At 43.7% G+C, this 20,543-nt stretch carries 11 protein-coding genes and 1 pseudogene; 11 read left to right on the top strand and 1 reads right to left on the bottom strand.

Annotated elements, in window-relative coordinates; genetic code table 11:
* The first annotated feature begins 1 nt into the window (after position 1).
* From BIZ39_RS11670 to BIZ39_RS11650, 5 genes are all read left to right on the top strand, one after another.
* On the top strand, positions 2-1,939 hold the full coding sequence (locus BIZ39_RS11670; RefSeq protein WP_187447037.1) for a monovalent cation:proton antiporter-2 (CPA2) family protein: 1,938 nt from the start codon (positions 2-4) through the stop codon (positions 1,937-1,939).
* A 266-nt stretch (positions 1,940-2,205) separates the two neighbouring features.
* Complete coding sequence (locus BIZ39_RS11665; protein ID WP_061094730.1) at positions 2,206-3,339, top strand: efflux RND transporter periplasmic adaptor subunit; 1,134 nt, start codon at positions 2,206-2,208, stop codon at positions 3,337-3,339.
* 3 nt (positions 3,340-3,342) lie between these two features.
* Entirely contained in the window at positions 3,343-6,390 is a 3,048-nt protein-coding gene (locus BIZ39_RS11660; RefSeq protein ID WP_187447036.1) for an efflux RND transporter permease subunit, read from the top strand.
* Between the two features lie 247 nt (positions 6,391-6,637).
* Positions 6,638-7,705 carry an MBL fold metallo-hydrolase gene (locus tag BIZ39_RS11655; protein ID WP_187447035.1) on the top strand — a complete coding sequence of 356 codons (1,068 nt, stop codon included), beginning with the start codon at positions 6,638-6,640 and terminating at the stop codon, positions 7,703-7,705.
* Between the two features lie 195 nt (positions 7,706-7,900).
* The gene (locus BIZ39_RS11650) at positions 7,901-9,835 is read left to right on the top strand and encodes an EAL domain-containing protein (protein WP_187447034.1); all 1,935 of its coding nucleotides are present in this window, start codon (positions 7,901-7,903) and stop codon (positions 9,833-9,835) included.
* A gap of 159 nt (positions 9,836-9,994) precedes the next feature.
* Here BIZ39_RS11650 and BIZ39_RS11645 read toward each other — a convergent pair whose 3' ends face one another.
* Positions 9,995-11,713 carry an EAL domain-containing protein gene (locus BIZ39_RS11645; RefSeq protein ID WP_187447033.1) on the bottom strand — a complete coding sequence of 573 codons (1,719 nt, stop codon included), beginning with the start codon at positions 11,711-11,713 and terminating at the stop codon, positions 9,995-9,997.
* A 490-nt stretch (positions 11,714-12,203) separates the two neighbouring features.
* Between BIZ39_RS11645 and BIZ39_RS11640 the strand changes: the two genes are divergently transcribed.
* The 6 genes and pseudogenes from BIZ39_RS11640 to tnpC form a co-directional block, all read left to right on the top strand.
* Entirely contained in the window at positions 12,204-12,797 is a 594-nt protein-coding gene (locus BIZ39_RS11640; RefSeq protein WP_222936563.1) for a hypothetical protein, read from the top strand.
* The gene (locus BIZ39_RS11635; RefSeq protein WP_187447032.1) at positions 12,790-15,348 is read left to right on the top strand and encodes a hypothetical protein; all 2,559 of its coding nucleotides are present in this window, start codon (positions 12,790-12,792) and stop codon (positions 15,346-15,348) included. Before BIZ39_RS11640 ends, BIZ39_RS11635 begins: the two co-directional genes overlap by 8 nt.
* Position 15,349: 1 nt before the next feature.
* A complete protein-coding gene (locus BIZ39_RS11630; RefSeq protein ID WP_187447031.1) occupies positions 15,350-18,496 on the top strand; it encodes a hypothetical protein in 3,147 nt (1,048 codons plus the stop codon).
* 256 nt (positions 18,497-18,752) lie between these two features.
* Entirely contained in the window at positions 18,753-18,893 is a 141-nt protein-coding gene (tnpA, locus tag BIZ39_RS22615) for an IS66 family insertion sequence element accessory protein TnpA (RefSeq protein ID WP_410369562.1), read from the top strand.
* A 172-nt stretch (positions 18,894-19,065) separates the two neighbouring features.
* Entirely contained in the window at positions 19,066-19,416 is a 351-nt protein-coding gene (gene tnpB / locus BIZ39_RS11625) for an IS66 family insertion sequence element accessory protein TnpB (RefSeq protein ID WP_187447030.1), read from the top strand.
* Between the two features lie 86 nt (positions 19,417-19,502).
* Positions 19,503-20,447 (top strand): annotated as a pseudogene (gene tnpC / locus BIZ39_RS22270) (IS66 family transposase); the annotation flags it as partial.
* Between the last annotated feature and the right edge of the window lie 96 nt (positions 20,448-20,543).

Raw genomic sequence — 20,543 nt, 5'->3', positions numbered from 1 at the left:
CGTGACTGGCTATTTCTTATATGCATTTATCTATCTGGTCGCCGCCGTAATTGCAGTGCCCATTGCGAAGCGTCTTGGATTAGGGTCTGTACTAGGCTATTTAATAGCAGGGCTAGTGATTGGCCCGATATTTGGCCTTGTTGGTGACGAAACTGTTGCCATTCAACATTTTGCTGAATTCGGTGTAGTCATGATGCTGTTTTTGGTTGGGCTAGAACTAGAGCCTCGCTCGCTGTGGGCGATGAAGTCAAAACTAATGGGATTGGGCGGCCTTCAGTTAGCGTTAACCACCGCCCTTATCACAGGCGTAGCCATATTGCTTGCTCAGCCTTTTAGCATTGCCCTTACAATAGGCCTTATATTCGCCCTTTCTTCAACCGCCATTGTTTTACAAACGTTGCAAGAAAAAGGGCTGCAAAAAACGGAAGGAGGCAAAAGCGCTTTTTCTGTACTGCTGTTTCAGGATATCGCGGTTATTCCCATGCTTGCGCTTATCCCCCTCCTTGCCATACCAGAACTGGTCGAAGCAGGAAATGCACATGGCGGCGATACAGGGTCACACGATAGCTTTAATTTAGTTGAAGGGCTTGCCCCTTGGGCTTCAGGTCTCGTGATCATTAGCTCAATTGCCTTTTTAACCATCGGAGGACACTACTTAAGTCGCCCCTTATTTAAGTTTGTTGCTGCGTCGGGTTTACGGGAAATTTTTACCGCCACTGCGCTCATGCTCATTATAGGAATTGCAGCACTAATGGGACTTGTAGGTCTCTCTCCCGCCCTTGGTGCATTCTTGGCTGGTGTAGTTTTGGCAAACAGTGAATTCAGACATGAACTTGAAGCTAATATCGAGCCGTTTAAAGGCTTATTGTTAGGCCTCTTTTTTATTACGGTAGGCGCTGGCATTAACTTCTCTGTAATTAGTGAGAGCCCAATGCTAATAGCAGGGCTAACCGTAGCTGTTATGCTTGTGAAAGCCATTGTGCTGTTTATCATCGCCTTAATTTTTAAAATAAAAGGCACTAACAAATGGCTGTTCACACTAAGCCTTGCTCAGGCGGGTGAATTTGGCTTTGTGCTATTAAGTTTTGCCTCGCAAAACTATGTGCTTCCTAGCGACATTATTTCTGTTCTCTCGCTTGTTGTTGCCATTTCAATGTTCCTAACGCCAGGACTTTTTATTCTTTTCGACAAGGCCATCATTCCTCGCTACAAAAACGCGAAATCACAGCGAGCTGAAGATGAGATTGACGAGAAAGGCACAGTAGTTATTGCTGGAATTGGGCGCTTTGGACAAATCATTAACCGTCTTTTAGTAGCCAACGGTGTTAATACCGATGTGCTTGATATTCGCTCTGAGCAAATAGACCTTATCAGACGGATTGGCACCAAAGCCTATTTTGGCGATGCATCCAAACCAGACATTTTGCATACTGCTGGCGCCCATGAAGCATCGTTACTAGTTATTGCTATAGACGATAAAGAAACCGCTGCCGAAATGGTGAAATACGCCAAGCACGCCTTTCCTAATATTAAAGTGCTTGCGCGTGCCTTTGACCGCGGCCATGGGTATCGCTTGCGTCAGTTGGGCGCAGATTTTGTGGTATCTGAAACGTACCACAGCGCTCTTGAGATGGGCGCAGAGGCACTTCGCTCACTCAATATTCACCCTTTCCAAGTTGAGCGACAAAAAATGGCGTATAAAAATATTGAGGCTCAGCAAAACGATGTGCTGTATCACGCGTGGGCAGTTGAGGCCAGAGGAGAACGAGTAGACAATAATTATCTAAAACTCTTTATTGAACTTGAGTCGCTAATCGAAAATGCGCTAAAAGCAGATTTACACGACAAGCATTCGAAAATGCGTGGCTGGACGCCACCACCGAAAGGCTATGCTGAAATACTCGCGCCCGATGAGAAACCTGATAAGGGTGAATTGTGAGCTAGCCAACGGCATTTCGAGAGGGTAATTGTCTTATAGTGACCGGACACCCACGAATGTTCATGGGCGATAGCGTACTATCGCCTTGTAAAAATAAACAAAAAGATGATCGAAAAGAGAAAAAAGCACTATAACCTGTATGTATATCAAACTTGTCGTATATTGGCTTTTTATCTTTCACGTTCAGAAGTTGACACGCGCCTTGTACAAGATAACCCATTGCCTTAGTGGGAATAAAAAGTGGTCTATTTAAATGGAGAGTTACCATGTTGTCTGAAAAAAGTCTCATTCACAGCTTAGCCCTGCGCACTGTGATGGTATTTACTGCACTCGCTGGGTTAAGTGCATGTGAAGAAGCCCCCACGCCTCCCAAAGCAGTCTCATCAACACCGGTAACGCTTTACAAAGTGCAGCACTCAGACGAAACCATCGCTAAATTCCCGGGGCAAGTGGAAGCGGCTGAGTATTCAAACCTTTCGTTTCGCATTGGCGGCAAACTCCAAGAACTCAAAGTAAAAGCGGGTGAAGAAGTTAAAGAGAACCAGCTTATCGCTAGACTTGATGATAGAGACGCGAAAGCACAGTTAGCCACTGCCCAGTCTCAGTTTGACGTGTCATCGGCTATGTTTGAACGCATGGAGGCTTCCGTTGAAAAAGGCGCGGTAAGCCGCTCTACGTTTGATGAAGCGAAAGCCAATTTTTTAGCCGCTAAAGCCAGTCTGACCAACGCCCAGGATCAACTAAGCTATACGGAGCTTCGCGCACCGTTTGCGGGGCTTATTGCGTCTGTTCCTGTTGAAAATTACCAAGTCATTGTGCCTCAGCAGACCATTGCCGAGCTTCATATGCCGGGCGCTATCGACGTTACGTTTCAATTGCCAGAGCAAAAAATGCGCATGATTGATCGCTCACGAGCCCGTGAAAACCGTACATCTGAAATGGCATGGGTCAGCTTTTCAGGTATGCCAGACAAGCGTTACGCGGCCATGTATAAGGATCACGAAAGCACCACGCGACAAGGCGAACTTAGCTATGAGGTAACAATTACTCTGCCAGAACCAGACGACATCAATGTTCTAGCGGGCATGAGCGCCACCGTATTACTTGATATGTCGAAACTCATTGAGTCTAACGCGAAGCTTTGGCTAGTACCTTTTGGTGCGGTGGTTACTGACAATGCAGATCCAGACAAAGCAATTGTATGGCGTTTTAAGCCAAGTGATAGCGACGCGACGAAGGGCACTGTAGAAGCAGTAGAAGTGATGATTACGCGCGGTATTTCCAACGGTCTGTTAGTTGAAGGCCCGCTAAACGACGATGATAAAATCGTTGCTGCTGGAGCTCATCTTGTAAAAGAAGGCCAAGCTGTTACGGAGTGGACGAAAGAAGGGGGCCTATAAGCCATGGTCGAGTATTTTTTTCGTCAAAAAGTAATTAGCTTGATGGTCGCCATCATCTTGGGTGTTGGCGGCATTGTGACTTTTCTTGGCTTAGGTCAGCTAGAGTTTCCCGAATTCACCATTAGAAATGCTCTGGTTATTACTCAATACCCAGGGGCAACGCCTGAGCAAGTTGAGGAAGAAGTTACGCTGCAGCTTGAAAAGGCGATTCAGCGTATACCCAACGTAAAACGAATCAGCTCAGTAAACATGGTTGGGCTATCGCAAATTACTGTTGAGCTTAAAAGTAGTGTCCAGGCCAAGGACCTAGAGCAATACTGGGACAACTTGCGTCGTAAAGTGGGCGATGCACAAGCATCACTGCCACCTGGTACCAGCACCTCGATTGTAAATGATGACTTTGGTGACGTATTTGGCCTGCTGCTTACTCTTAAAAGCGAAGACTACTCCCTTAAGCAAATGGAAGACTTTGCAGATTTAATGCAGCGAGAGATCCAGCTTGTTGACGGTGTAAAAAAGGTGTCGATTGCCGGTACCGTTAATGAACAAATTATTGTGTCGTTAGATCACGATAAAATGAAAACCCTAAATGTTTCTGCAGAATCCATTGCAGGCCTTTTAACCGCGCAGAATGTAGTGGGCAACGCGGGTTCGATCAAGGTTCAAGGCAAACGCCTGTCCATACAGCCCACTGGCGAATTTGATAACCTAGAGGCGTTAGGTCAGGTGGTAATTGGCTCACCTGCAAGCGGCCTTATTCGCTTAACAGATATCGCAACTATTGAGCGCAAGCTTAACGATACCCCTTCAATCCTTTATCACAGTTCTGGCACGCCGGCCCTGTCAATTGGTGTATCGTTCGCGTCGGCGGTAAATGTAGTTGATGTAGGTAAACGACTTGATAGCAAAATTGCCGAGCTAGAGCAGCGTATGCCCCTGGGTATGACGCTAAATACCGTTTACAACCAGCCCACAGTGGTCGACGATTCTGTAACTGGCTTTCTTATCAACCTTGTTGAAGCCGTGGCCATCGTTATTTTCGTGCTGCTACTTTTCATGGGCTGGCGCAGTGGCGTTCTGATGGGGCTCATTCTTGTGCTTACCATTCTTGGCACTTTTATATTGATGTCGGTAAAAGGCATTGAGTTGCAAAAAATCTCCTTGGGTGCGCTTATTATTGCTCTTGGCATGTTGGTCGACAACGCCATCGTGGTAACCGAAGGCATGTTGATTGGTGTGAGAAAAGGACAAACCAAGCTTCAGGCGGCAAAAGACGTGGTATCGCAAAATGGGTTGCCGCTGCTTGGCGCGACTGTGATTGCCATTACCGCTTTTGCGCCAATTGGTCTATCGCCAGATGCCACAGGTGAATTCGTCGGCTCCCTCTTCTGGGTACTTTGCTTTTCGCTTTTCTTAAGTTGGATCACCGCACTTACCATTACCCCCTTCTTTTTCGACTTACTGTTTAAAACTGAAAAAGAGCGCGGTGCTAATGACGAAGATGACGACCCATATAAGGGCATTATTTTTACGGTATACAAGCGTGTGCTTACTGCTGCTATCAATCATCGTTACGTGACAATTGTACTGGTACTTGTTGCATTAGTAGGCAGCATGGCGTCAGGTAAATTCGTAAAAAATGCATTTTTCCCAGATTCATCCACACCGCTGTTTTTCGTCGATTTGTGGTTGCCTGAAGGTAGCGACATCTTAACCACCGAGCAGTCTATTCGTCGCTTAGAAGACAACGTGTTAGGCATGGAGAATATTGCCAACGTAACAAGCGTTATTGGCGGTGGAGCACAGCGCCTTACCCTCACCTATGCGCCAGAAGACAGATACGCCAGTTATGGTCAGCTTATCGTTGAAACTGATACGGTTGAGTCTCGTGATGCTCGTATGCGAGAAATTATCGAGCTGGTGCGAGAAGACTTCCCTAATGTGCAATACAAGGTAAAAGCACTTCAAGTAGGCCCTTCTGCAAAAGCGGCAATTGAAGCGAGAATCTACGGACCAGAGCCTGAAGTTTTGCGTGAGATAAGCAGCGACATTGAAGCGATATTTCAAGCAGAGAAAACCATGGACAGCGTTCGCTTGTCGTGGAGCAACAAAGTCCCATTTGTTGAACCTGTGTTTCTGGAAGAACAAGCCAGGCGTATCGGCGTAACGCGAGATGCCGTTCACACCGCATTTTTACTGAACAATGAAGGTGAGACTGTGGGCCTTTACCGCGAAGGTAGCGATTTAATACCTATTGTCATGCGCAACGATCCAAACCAGCGCTATGACATAGATAACCTCGCCTCACTCAACGTATGGAGCCAAGAGCAAGGTAAATATATAAGCATGGCTGATGTTATCAGCAATGTGGATGTATCGCTTGATAACCCTATCATCAAACGCCGCAACCGGGTGCGGATGCTGGCGGTTTATGCAGAGCCCATGCCTTTATCCGGTGAGACGGCTGCGAGCGTGCAAGCTAAAGTTCGCCCTCTTGTAGAAGAGCTTCAACTGCCTGATGGCTACCATATTGAATGGGGCGGCGAATACGAGACCTCAACAGACGCGCAAAGCGCACTATTTGCAAGTATGCCTATTGGTATATTAGGTATGTTCATTATCACCGTTTTGCTGTTTGGCAAGCTTCGTCAGGCGTTAGCGATATGGGGCGTAATTCCACTCACCACTATCGGCATTATTGGCGGGTTGGTGCTAGTTGGTGCACCCTTTACGTTCATGGCGCTGCTCGGCAGCTTAAGCCTTATTGGTATGGTGCTTAAAAACGGAATCGTATTAATGGAAGAAATAAACGTACAGGCAAAGGGTAACAGTGGCGCATTCGATGCCGTAGTAGCCGCGTCAGTATCTCGTGTACGTCCCGTTTCAATGGCAGCCATCACCACCATACTGGGTATGATCCCGCTGTTTTCTGATGCGTTCTTCGCGTCAATGGCAGTTGTTATTGTATTTGGTCTGACCGTTGCCACCGTACTTACACTGCTCATATTGCCTGTGCTGCACTGTACGTTCCACGGTATAAAGTCAGAATAAAAAGTACGCACTACAAATTCAATTAGTTGTGCGCTAGTTCGTGTAGGTAGCGCAAAAACGGTGCGGACCTAATATTGTTAACAGCCAGCATGAGGAGAGTCTACTCATGCTGGCTGCATACTATCGCTTAGCTGCAATCTATCCTTCTCAACAAAAACTACACCCACCAGTTTACTTTTAACAAAATTAGTTTATTATGGGTAAACTACACTGTGCAGTATACTTTTTTTTTATTTAAGGTGAGAGCATGCCCGTTTTTAATCGCACACGCTTTCTTGTTGGAGTTTTATTTATGACATCTTTCTGTGGTTCTTCAAACACCCTTGCTGCAAGCGCGCCGCAACCTGAAAAATTCACTAATACTCATATTGAATATAAAACGACGTGGCGAGACATGTGGAAAGTCACCAAAGCGTATTTTCGTGACAATAGAGATGCTGCAACGCCAACGTTTGACATACCCGTGTCGGCACTTACACCACAAATGCTTGACGCAGTTGCAGAAGACAGCGTGATAAAGCTGGGCCACTCTACTACCCTATTGAAACTCGCCGAGCGTTATATATTGATCGATCCGGTCTTTAGTGAGCGTGCTTCTCCCGTCCAATGGATGGGACCCAAGCGTTTCCACCAAGCGCCAATTTCACTGGAAGACTTGCCTAAATTAGATGCCGTTATCATAAGTCACGATCATTACGACCATTTAGATAAGGGCAGTATTGAAATACTGAAAAACAAAGTCGACGTGTTTATTACACCGCTAAAAGTAGGCAATCATTTACGTGACTGGGGTGTGGATGCAAATAAAGTTGTTGAGCTAAATTGGTGGCAAAGTACAAAGCTGAGCGACATTGAAATAGTGGCCACACCGTCTCAGCATTTCTCAGGGCGAGGTTTATTTGATAGAGACGAAACTCTTTGGGCAAGTTGGGTTATCAAATCTGCAAATACCAACATCTTTTACAGCGGTGACTCGGGCTATTTTGACGGATTTAAAGCTATTGGTGAAAAGTACGGTCCGTTTGATTTATCGATGATTGAAACCGGCGCATATAACGAGCTATGGTCTGACATTCACATGCTGCCTGAAGAGAGCTTGCAAGCCCATATTGATATTCAAGCGAGTGTCATGATGCCTGTGCACAACAGTACCTTTGATTTAGCACTACATAATTGGAATGAGCCTTTAATAAAAATCACAGACCTTGCTGGTACTAAGGGTGTTCCCACCAGTATTCCTATCTTTGGCGAAGTTGTTCCGGTTAAGGGTGCAGGCGAAGCTCCGAACAAAACCTGGTGGTTAGACGAAAGGTGAGTAGCTAATAAACAGCGCTTGCTTCATTATTCTGGGCTTTTAATTGCTCGCTTAACTCTATGTTTTGCAGTACATTTATTATTCGCCGCTTAGGCACTATTGGCGGGTATAACAAAAGCCTCAATCAAAGTGATAGCACTCGATTTGGTTGAGGCGAATAATAAATTTCTCAGTTAAAGGAGCTAACTGCTAGCAATGAAGCTGTCTAGTCAAATTAATTTGGGCGTTTTTGCCCTTATGCTTTTAGCATTTACGGTGTTGTCGAGTATTGAGCTAAGCGAAATAAAATCTCGCACTTCAGTGTCAATCGAGCAAGAAGCTGAAGAAGCACGGCTGCGTTACGAAACAACCGTCTTACAAACCTCTGCCTTGTCTTCTCAGTCGAAGCAATCAGTGATTGATGCCATGCTTCGTCAAATGGTATTGCAGCCGTTTTTATCTGCAGCCAAAGTCATTGATGTCGAAGGAAATGTGTTTGCGAAGTACGAGCGCTCGCCTAACACTATTGTTCCTAATTGGTACTTACAGCTGGACTCCGCACCTGCCGTTAACAAGAAAATTCCTTTTTCGAACAATGATGGTTATTTGTTAGTTACGTCAGACACGTCTTATATTTACACTGAAATCACCGCTATTCTCATCAAAAATGCTGTTATCTTTTGTGGGCTATTTTTCGCCCTCGCGCTATATATCGTCACGGTAACCAAATTTGCTAGGCGCCCCATTGCCAACACCATTAAGAAGCTTAATGAGATAAATAGCCACGACTTCACCCCCTCGCAGGTAAATGCGTTTACAACAGATTACCGCCAACTTACCAGCACAGTGAACACTCTAACCACGTCGTTAGCATCAAAATTTAATGACATTGCTCAGCAATCTGAGCGATTCAAAACAGAAGCCAATAAAGATACATTGACGAAGTTGTCGAACCGCAGTGCATTCGAGCGACACACTCGCGCGCTGTTGTCTGACACGTCTAATTTCCAGGAAAAAGAGCTGATTCTCATCAGGCTCGCTCAACTTACCACTATTAATACAAAGTTGGGCATGTTGGCTGGTGACAATTATGTAAAATCTATCGCGGACTTTCTTGTGCATGAGGCGAAGCACAGTTGCAAAAGTGGCTTTGTATTTCGGTTATCAGGCGGAGATTTCGCCTTGATAAGTGAAATTATGGGGCGGGACGAACGGGATTTGATGTTAGAAAATATGTCGAAGCAGTTTGCAAACGCCACGCCACTTCGAGATGGAAGCAAAGCAACGTGGATGGGCGTAACACGTTTTTCTAGCCAAATGTCGTTACAGCAGGTAATGGAAAGTGCTGACTGTGCGTTGATGGCGGCCATGAAAACGCAAAAAGGATGGCAGTTTTCTTCAGAGGTGTCTCAGGTTCATAGCAATACAAAATGGCGTGAGCGCCTCAATTACATCGTGTCGCAGCAATATGCCGATATTCTCATTCAACCCGTGATGAATGTAGAGCGAAACACACCTGCATATTACGAAACGTTCGCTCGATTTAAAGACAAAGACACCAATGATGTTATACCCATGGCACAACTTATCCCCGCATCGGAGCGATTGGACCTTATTCCTCAAGTCGACAAGTTGGTTGCAGGCATTGTATTTAAAAAACTAACGGTAACGTCTCATCAGGTTGCTATAAATATTAGTAACGCCTCAGTTGCCAACGGCGAGTTTAGAAAATGGTTAATTGAAGAGCTTCGAACCCGGGAAACGCTATGCCCAAGACTTATTTTTGAAGTCGAAGATGCAGCGCTTATTCACCATCGAGAAGTAGCCGAGAACTTTTGCCGTCAACTCATACAGCTGGGCTGTAGAATTACCATAGAGCACTTTGGCGATAACTTTGCCTCGCTTGCGGGTTTAAGGGCAATTCAGCCTCAATTCGTTAAGCTTTCGGGACGGCTAACCCAGGGAATTCATACCAACAAAGATAATCAGTTATTTGTCTCTAGCCTTATCAATATTGCGAAAGGCCTTAATATCCATGTTATTGCGGAAATGGTAGAAAACGAGGCTGAGTTTGTTGCACTGAGCAAACTAGACGTTGAACACCAACAAGGCTATTACTTTTCTAAACCCTCACTTTGGACAATGTACTAAGTGTAAGCTCGCTGGTCTGAGGCACTGAACGTCAGAATAAGTATTGACGCTTTATGTGAGACCTCGCGCTTTATACGACTTAATTGTGCGTCGATTTAATGAAACGTTTAAGGCGGTGTTGTGAAAATCTCTTTCATATACACCTCCTTTTAACCGCATTTACTGTTCGTTAAGCAGCTTTATAATGGCGTCAGAGCTAATGGGTTTTGAATACAGAAAGCCTTGCACATATTCAACGTTAAGAGACTTACAGTAGTTCGATTGATTTTGAGTTTCCACGCCTTCAACAACAATGTTTAAATCGAGTTTGTGACCAACATTCACGATAGCCTCCATTAGCGCGCTATCGTAGGCATTTTCCGGTGCACCTCTTAAAAATGAACGATCTATTTTTAAGTGGCTAACGGGAAACTGTTTTAAATAACTAAGCGAAGAATAACCCGTACCAAAGTCGTCAATCGATATTTCAACGCCCTGGTCGCGTTGCGCTCTCAAATTCTCTAAAATCGTATTGTCAGACTTAATAAGCACATTTTCGGTAAGCTCTAACCCAATATCTTTAGGCATTAAACCGTGCCGCTCTCGACACTCCCTTAGGCGTTCGAAATAAGCATTCTGCTCTAACTCTTTTCCTGAAACATTGATATCAACGCGAATATCAATGCCTTGCTCTTTCCATAGCTGTGCCTGTTTGCACGCCTTTTCTAACACCCAATTTCCGATATGAACAATTAACTCACTGCGCTCAGCGATGGGGATGAAGATATTGGGTGGAACAGTCCTATCCTCATCTTTAGGACGCCACCTTAACAGCGCTTCACACGATGCCACTTTTCCAGTGAGCAAATCGATTTGAGGTTGATACAAGAGTTCAAACTCATCGTTAACCAAAGACTCATAGAGATAAGCTGCGATACTTCGCTGTTGTCGAACTTTCTGACTTAAAGCGTGGGTGAAAAAATGAAAACGGTTTCGGCCTTCAGCTTTCGCCTGATACATTGCGACGTCTGCATTTTTCAGAAGATCATCAATCTCACTTCCGTCTTTAGGGTACATACTAATACCGATACTTGAAGTGATATGCACGTTTTCAGTGCTAAGTGCGAAGCTCTGCTTGAAACACTCAGTAAGTTTCTTAGCAATGTCAGCACTTTCATTTTCAGAAGTCACTTGTGTGGCGACAAAAACAAATTCGTCTCCACCAAACCGAGCCAGTAAGCCTCGTTCGCTTAGACAATCTGACAGCCGCTTAGAAACAGAGCGCAGTAATTCATCACCCCAGGTATGCCCAAGCGTGTCATTAACTTCTTTAAACATATCTAAGTCAATGAAAAACAAAGCGAAGCCAGACTCATTGCGCGACGCATCCTCAATAGACGACGTCAAAAACTGCTCTAACAGGCGTCGATTAGGCAACTCGGTTAACAAATCTGTGGATGCCATTCGCTCAAGTTCTTGCCTGATGTTGTGCTGCTCACTCAGGTCAATATCCACACAATACATTTCGGGTGAATCTGTGCCTTCTTTCAGCATGACGTGAGATGAGAAAACATGGATAGGCTCGCCACTTTTCTTCTCAAGCACGAGTTCGTCTGAAGGAATTGCCTCACCGTAATCTATCCATCGCTGATGTAGCTTTATCACTTCACTTTTCATGAACGAGGGAATGATGAGATCTTCAAGTTTTTGACCTAGTGCTTCGCACTCACGAAAGCCATACATGTCTTCACTTGATTTATTCCAGTAGATAACTTTTCGGTGCTTGTCATAACCTTGCACCGATACCTTTGGCAAGGCACTAATAAGCTGAAGGAACCGCCTTTCAGCCGAACCATGCTGTTCAAATAACGGGGGCTCTTGGTATTTCTGTAAGCTCATCGTACTCCCGCGAGTGCTAAATTGTTAAATAGCAAAAATATAAAAACGGCCACCATTCTTTTAGTGTAGTCCAAATCATACAGACCACCCGACATTAAAAAGTTAAATTGCTCGTGAATATCGCTAAATAAAGAAAAGGGTAACAGTGCGTGTTGCGCAGAACTTGGGTAAATAAAAGATGAAATTAAATCGTAAGATGGTGCGTCTACCCTGATTCGAACAGGGGACCTCTACCATGTCAAGACATATATCAACACTTACCCCACCCTCCGCAAAACCATAGAAAACATATAACACATTTATAATTCGATAATTATTCTGACCCTATGACCTTTACTTTAACACTTTTTGGTTGATTTTCACTCTATATTTGGTCACAATTCAGTCACAGATAAAAGTACTTAAAACGCAGTTTAATTTAGCTATTTTTCAGGCTCGTTTTAGTTTCATCTTGGTATTGCAAGAGGTTGGTATTTTAGCGAGTGGAATAATGAACGAATTGGAAAAAGAACTAGCTAAGTTTGACAGCAATTTGTATGACAAAAGTGAATTGGTAGAAGTAAAACTAAATAGACTCTCTCCGGACAGTATTATGTCCGCAATGACCAAAAATGCTAACCCGTTTAGCGCCGTTAGAACCGCGAAAGAAACCTACGAACAAACCTCACCTTTTTTAAATTTACTCTCACTTCACTCCCCTATTATCTGTTATCAAGCTAGAGGGTATTACTACGTAGTGTCAGGTTTTTTTACCTTCTTAGCATTCCAAAGATACGCTGCGCAATATCAAACGGCTTCAGAGAGAATCATAAGAGTTTTCCTGTTAGGTAAAACACCGCCAAAGTCACTGAGGCGGTCCATCATATTGCACTCACTGAGTACAGATTTACTTTCAAAGTGCTTTATCGCAGACACAAAAAAAATAAGCTTTTATCTTCGCACTTGGTTTAATCACGACCCTGGCAAACGAAGCATTTTTCAATCTCAAGAATGGCTATCGCTTTTCCCTAACCTTAATTCAATTGAAAAAGTTGCTGAGTACTTATCAGTATCAAAAACAGAATTGAGTCGCAGTAGTGATTAATATAGAAACCCCAACACGTGAACAAATAATCGACTTTTTCGGAAGCGATGTCGTCAACGTCGAGGAGGTAGAGATATTCCTAGAGCAAATTGAGTGCCCTATTGATTTTCGCGGTTTAGGGTTTGTTTTTGGAATCCTTGATTATGTTAGAGGAATTTCAGGACAAAGGTGGCTCAAACTTCTTGAAATTGAGCTAAGCACTTTCGATTCACTACAACAAAAAATTGTACAGACCCCAACTGCTAAACAACAAATCTTATACAATAAAACAAAGGCGAAAGGCTGGTTAAGCCTCCGACCAATATATTCATTACTGTTTATATTTTATGATTATCAAGACGATAAAATGGCGTCTGCTTTACTTTCATTTCTCAGTCACTATTTTAATAATGAGATTGAGATTAAACGCAATCGTAGAGTAGAGGAAGCGGCAAGAGCATTCCGACTATCATATACCGATCCGGACGTAGCTTATCATTTGAGAACATCAGGTTCACCAGATGCACTGGCTATCAGTGCAGCTCATGCTCGAGAGAGCATCAAAGCGTTGAATCCAAGTAATCAGAATCCTTCAAGCTTGACATACCTTTATAGCCTTGAACATTTTTATCGCTTAAATTGGACCACGCGAGTGAGACAATCCCGCGACTCGCCCTCAAAAACACGTTCTTATTTTCAAAGAACAAAGCTAGTAAGACTTCCAGGTTCCGGAAACCTTTTGACTGCATCTCTTAAAGCAAAATACTTATCGAATGATAAAACGGAGGATCCCTCTGCATGCTTGAGCGAGGACTACCCGAGTGTGACTATCGTACAAATTAACGAGGCGGGTGAAAGTAAAGATAAGCATGAGCGCCCTGATACAGCTGTTATCAAAGATGAATACAAAATTGAGAAAATACGAAGACAAATCACTCGAGACGTTAGGCGCAGTCACAACCTACTACCGACAGACCGTGCAATTCTTCAACCTCATGAACTTCAATTGCTGTGGCATGAGTTAACATCATCATCAAGCAGTACATACAGTGGATTACCAGCAAGCTACATTCAAAGCCTAATATGTCTAATTTGGTTCCTAGGTAAAGAATTAGACGAACTCCTCAACATTCCTGTGCATCTAAATCAAAACCATCATGAGCCAGGCCTTCATGTCACCGATACATCAACAAGTTTGATTGTCGCTCCATCTCCAACTACGAAGAGCTCTCTTTCGCATAGAAGAGACTTACTCAGAGTAGGTTCCACCGTAAAGCTCTTTCTGCCTGCGTTTATACGCGACAAAATAGTAGCTGCAGATATACTCAAGCACGAGACTATTGGCTGCACTTACAGATTGAACACAATAAAAAATGCAGTCGATGGTTTCCTTAAGGTCATAAATCATCGCAACCACAGTCAGATAGGTGTTACGAGGGTTGAATGCTTTCTTCAGAATTTCCTAGTTGCTCAAGAACTACACGATCCCGTTATTCTAGAAATTTTATCAGGCAAAATATCGTACTACACAAGAGCGCCGAGGCACTATGCCTGGTACAGCGAGAGGGAAATCAATGCCCGCATTCATTCCATTTGGCAGGATGTATTAAAACAAGTGATGCTTTTTGATCCTAATTTTAAACCACCAGAGCTCATGCCGTCAGTTAATACCAATAACGACGTCGAGAATGAAAGCGGTATCGAACAACATATTGGAGTGGGTTCATGTTTTACGCCAACGAAAATTGCATTGCAGACTTGGATTTCAACTACTGCAGCACACCTAAAAACTCATTTCCAATCTAGACAAATTACGAGGCAAATAGAAAGCCTCATTGAATATCATAATGCTTATACAATCTACACGCTTGGGATGCTTCTGAGCGGAACAGGATACCGCGCCGTATGTAACCCCCTGCCCTCCTTGAGTCTAATCTTTCCAGAAAGAAATACGTTATGTATTTCGGACAAAGACTCAACAAAGACCTTCTCACATATGCGCGTTATAGTGTGTGCAAGACTATTGCGCCAGCAACTTCAATTCTATCAAGTACATATAAATACTATGGCGAACCTTCTCAGTATGGTAGAGCCTTTGCTCGCTAGACACCTATTTTCCCAACTTTCTCCTACAAATTACGTTCATTTGCAAGGTAAAAGCGAGCGACTCGATCATTTTATCACTATCAGAAATTCCGCAACTCAACTTGGCGTCTTTTTCTTGTTTAGTACACATGGCAATGAAACAGAAGGCGAACGAATTAAAGCGGAAAATGCGGAACAATCCATTATACCGACTACTGTCACCCCCAAAAAATTACGCGCGGAAATACATTTACCGATAAATTTTGGAAGACATTACATGCGAAGATATCTTCAAACTCAAGGCGTGCACCAAGAGCTGGTTAAGTTTCAGCTGGGTCACTTCGTTTCTGGTGAGAACCCTTTGGAAAAGTTTTCATCATCAAGCTATCCAACGACCGTCTCATCGCTACAGCCATTACTTGATGAGATGCTGGAAGATCTGGGTTGGACAGCGCTGCCGTCATTACTCACTAGGCTCCGGTCTTAATATGCCTAAACAAGCGCAGATATCACTGTCGACTGATGTCAAGCAACACTATGCGAGTTCAGCGCAAACGAATATCTCGCAGTATGTGAAACTTTCTAAGATTAGTCACTTTGATAGTGCAGATGTCGACAAAACAATAAAGAACGTAATCGAAAAATTTCAACGTCATGTTCGCTATGACAACCAAAAATACTTAGCGCAATCTATAAAAAATTTCACGAATTCGCTAAGCAAAGGATTCGAGTTACATTTGGTTGAGTTACGTCTTGCAGAACTACTATTTTGTATCTTAGAAAAAGAGTCTGGAATCAAAACCCCAAAGCTCTCCTTTCCTGTTCAAATCAGACAAGACATTCCTCTTATTCAACCCGACGACATGATACTGTCTACGTTGCAACGAAGAATTTACAGGTTTATTGAAGCACCCGACACATTGTCTATTTATATGAATAACACTTACGATCAAGTGGGTATTCTCATTGCTTGGCTAATACTTAAAGAGGGCGTATCACAGCCTCAAAATGTCAGAAGCCTTTTAAATAGAGAGGTAGACATTTTTTACATCGGAGAAGAGTGCTTTTTTGAAACCGAGTATCAGCGGTTTTGGTTATCCGAGACGGCGGTCATGCTGCTCAAGCTGAACTGGAACGTACGACAGCGCAGCCCTGCAAACATAGTCAACGCAATCAACAAAACGTTACATACATTTCAGATCGTGCCCACTGAATACAAAATCAGCGCAATAATGTTTCGAAGTATGCTGCGTACTGAATTGGCATTATCATTAAGTGCAGCTGAGTCGGCTATTAGACTAAGAATATTCCCTACCACTCCACTTAAGAGACATACGCTATTTAGATTATTGAAAGGCACCGCAGTAGAGATACAACAAGATTTCATCGTTGACAGGACTGTTTCACATCGTCAACGCAAAGCATGGTCAGATGCTAACCGTCCAAGCAGCGATAATAGAAAATACGCTAAGAGTATATTTCCTCTAGAACAAACCACTACCGAACAATATACAGAAGTAACCTCGTTTATTCGCCCATTGAAGATAAACACGACTCAAAAGAAGAGCGGTGAGATTACTACTCCACTTAAAGGCAAACTACGAACGTGGCTAGAGCAAACAGAGCATGCTATACAAAAGCCTCTTATATGGTTATTACTCGCATGGGCATATCATCTACTTGATGAAGGAGGCAAAAAAAAGGACCGACTAAGACTTAAAACCATATATGACTACGTAGATTATGTTGCCAAACCTTTTATCCAAGAGTTTGCAGGTTGCAATATGCAAACCCTATCACCAGATATTTGGGTGACTAAATTAAACGACGTCATCGATGAAATCATATCTAGCAAGAAACAGTTTGTACTTTACTTCGCCGATTTTTTAGTTACTAAGAACTTCGTTAGGGAAATGGATGTTTCTGATATCGATGTCCCATGCAACAAGACTGGGGTGAATGCCAACATCATTACCCATCATGAAGCGGACAGGATATGCCAATTATGCGACCTGTTGAACACACCACTAGCAACCCTTGCCAAACTTTATTTTTGTTTTGGGTTCTATAGTGGATTACGACGCAACGAAATTTCAGGCTTACAATTTGCGGACCTTAAAATAGGGGGGCTACACTATGTTAGTCTGCAAGTACGGCCTAATAGGTTTCGCGATTTAAAGTCAGCAAAGAGTTCTCGTAACCTACCACTTGATTGCCTTTGGCCTGAGGACAAGCTAGAGGAGCTTATTGACTATTTAGATGGTCGAAGAGGGCTTCATGTCAATATAAACACCAAAATAGTGCCAGATATCAATGAAGCTAACCAAGCATTCAATCTACTTAGTTATATACTACGCTCAGTAACTGGCGACCAAAACTTGGTCTTTCATCACTGTCGCCACTCATTTTGCAATTGGCTGATGTTGCTATTAAATAGTGAGTTCCTGAAGAAATTTAGAACTTATCAATTTTGCGACCATCCCTATTTCAATGATGCAAATTATAAAAAAGTAGCATCTCGACTAGCTTTGACACCATGGTCTAGGAAAAGACTGTGGGCAGTATCATCATTAATGGGACACGCAACACCTGAGGTGACGCTTTCATCCTATTACCACCTGTCCGAATTTGTGCAGCATGTTGCCTTCTCTGACAATAAACTCAGTAAACCTTCGCTTAAAGAATTCTGGGGGCTTCAAGATGAAGATTTGAACTCGCGTGCGAAACTATTAAACCCAGCACATGAAGTAGATTTTCTGCGTCCAAGACATATGACTATTTGCGAACCAAAAGAGATATCAGCCGACAATGAAACGCTACTAGCGCAGATCCAAAATGCGTTTTCGATGACCAATAACAAAAAACTCTCGTTACTGGATCTTTGGGAAGTGATGTTAATGCTAGCAAACAGAAAATCCAACATTCAGATTATGCAGTCTATCCAAGTTGATGATGGGCTAATCAACAAAATTATCAACATAGATGACAACCTATCTAGACGACCAGGTAAAAGAGCAAAGAATAAGCTTCCTCGCTATGCGAATGCCGCAATGCTCAAGAAAAGCGAAATTGCTAATGTGGAAAAGTTATTAACTACATTTAATGACCGGTGTAGAGCAACAGAGGACGGTAATCATGCACTTTGGTCGGGGATGCACGATTTAATGAGGAATCGAGTTGCTTCAAAAGACTCTTTGATAAGATCGCACAACGTAGAAGCGATACGCACGCTACTCGACCTTTTTGAAGGACTAAAGAGCGAGAGTTGGCAACTTTCATTCACTTGGTATTTCCCCTCTGAACAACAATTTGACAAAGACTTGATCAGTCAATATCGAAAAGATTTAAAATTTTGGCTTGATGAAATAGAGAGTCGTTTTGACAATGAAGTCGTTACCAAAATTGTCATACCACATCGGTTTGTCGAATACTTAAGGTCGAACGAGCAATCAAAGGTTAAGGTCACAATCAGCGATGAGGGACGGTTCCTCAGCTACTTACAGAAGGGTACCGTTAGTTTGCACTTTTTAAAACCGAAAGCAGACTCAAATAGCACGCCAAGACGAAACAAGGCGTTTATTAGTTTTTTGTGCGTTTTGGCTGTGTTTGGTAAGTTGCTTCATATGGACGTTTAGATGTACTAGTGTGATTATCAAGGGATACTGACGGTATAAGTACCAAGCGATTTTGACGTAATCACACTATCAATGTTGCCGCGCTTCAGCAAGCTTTGCCAGCCGTAATGCAGTGATATTCATGTTTTTCCCTCAGCCATATATTGCGAACGTCGCTAGCATGTATGTCGACGTTTGCAAGCGTCCGGTAAACAGCACATTCAGTGGTTGAAGAAATCTCAGTAAGCTGACTCCAAAATTCAAAACGGAGTGAGCAATGAGAAAATTTCGAAGCCGGGACCAATGGCGGCAGATTCTGGAAGACCAGCAGCAAAGCGGTTTAACCATTTCAGAATTTTGTCGCCAGCATAAGATTTCAACCAGTGGCTTTTCACTCAGCGGAAGAAGCATGGATTAGTTAATGCCACGACATCCGCTTTTGTCAGCACAAAAGTTACCAAACATACTGCGACAGAAGTCCATCGAGATATTAAGCAACCGATTGTGCTCGAACTTTCAGCCTCTAGGTTATCGCTGCCAGCAGAAACACCGGCAGATTACCTGCTCACTTTGCTCAATGGCCTGCCGGCATGAAGCTTTTTGTTGATCCACCCCGAGTATATTTGCACCGTGATTTTGTCGACTTCAAAAAGTCCATCAATGGCCTTGCGGCCATCGTCGAAACCGACATGGCTTTGCCGACGATGTCAGGCGCCTTGTTCGTGTTCTTTAACAAGGGCAAAGACAAACTGAAAATCCTGTACTGGGACCGCACCGGCTTTGCCCTGTGGTACAAGCGTCTGGAAAAGGACAAATTCAAGTGGCCAGGTAAGCTCAGTACGCCAACGTATTCACTGACTGAACAGCAACTGGAGTGGTTGCTAAGTGGGTATGATGTTATCGGTCATCAACCCATGACCTTCCAGTCGGTGGCCTTATAACCTGTGATCATACAAGGGATTTAACGATCACGAATTAGTCTGAATAAAAACAACAGGTTACTGGGCTTTATTGGTAAAATGACACCATGATTGACGAACTGACAAAGCTTCGAAAATTGCTTGCAGAGCAAGCAGAATTAATGGCTGAGAAGGATGCCAGAATAGCCTATTTAAAAGAGCAGTTCCGCTTGGCTCAACAAAAGCAGTTTGGAGCTAGCAGTGAAAGCCATCCAGGCCAGGGTGAGTTGTTTAACGAAGCTGAGTCAGAGGCTGACCACGTTGAAGAGGAAGACCAGACACAGGCCATCAGCTATACCCACAAAACACCGAAACGCCAGTCACTGCCTAAAGACTTACCGCGTGAAACGGTTGTTCATGACATTAGCGATGAAGACAAGGTCTGTGATTGCTGTGGCGGTGAGCTGCATCAGATGGGCGAAGCACGCAGTGAAAAGTTGGAATTCATCCCCGCCCAGGTCAAAGTGGTAGAGCATGTCAGGCCCAAATACAGTTGCCGCATGTGTGAGCAGCAAGGTATTGAGGTTAAGGTTAACATTGCGCCTCTACCGGCCAGCCCTATTCCTAAGGGGATAGCTACGTCATCATTATTAAGCCAAATCATCACCAGTAAATAACAATATGGACTGCCGCTGTATCGCCAGGAAAGCTTGTTCAAACAATATGGTATCGAATTAAGTCGCCGTACCATGGCCGACTGGATGATAAAGTGCAGCACATTGTTTAAACCCTTAGTTGAACGGCTCAAGACCATCCAACTGGAACAACCCGTCATTCAGGCAGATGAAACCACACTGAAGGTCATCAGTGAAGACAAATCTACCTGTTATATGTGGTTGTATTGCACCGGCAGTGATTCGCCCAATGAAAACCCGATACCCAATATCGTGCTGTATGACTACCAGAACAATCGCTCAGGGCGTTGTGCGGTAGAGTATCTGGGATATTACTCAGGCTATTTGCAAGTGGATGGCTATCAGGGCTATGAACAAACCAAGGCCACATTAGCGGGTTTCCGAGTAGATGAGGACATTACTGCCCTCACCCCTCACAGACCCGGACGAGCGCAATTAACGCATCCGGTTCTTCATAACAGTTTATTCGCTGCG

The sequence above is a fragment of the Alteromonas sp. BZK5 genome, assembly GCF_014349115.1.
Classification (GTDB): domain Bacteria; phylum Pseudomonadota; class Gammaproteobacteria; order Enterobacterales; family Alteromonadaceae; genus Alteromonas; species Alteromonas macleodii.
Note: the sequence above shows the minus strand (reverse complement) of the source record. Positions and strands in the feature narration are given on the sequence as shown.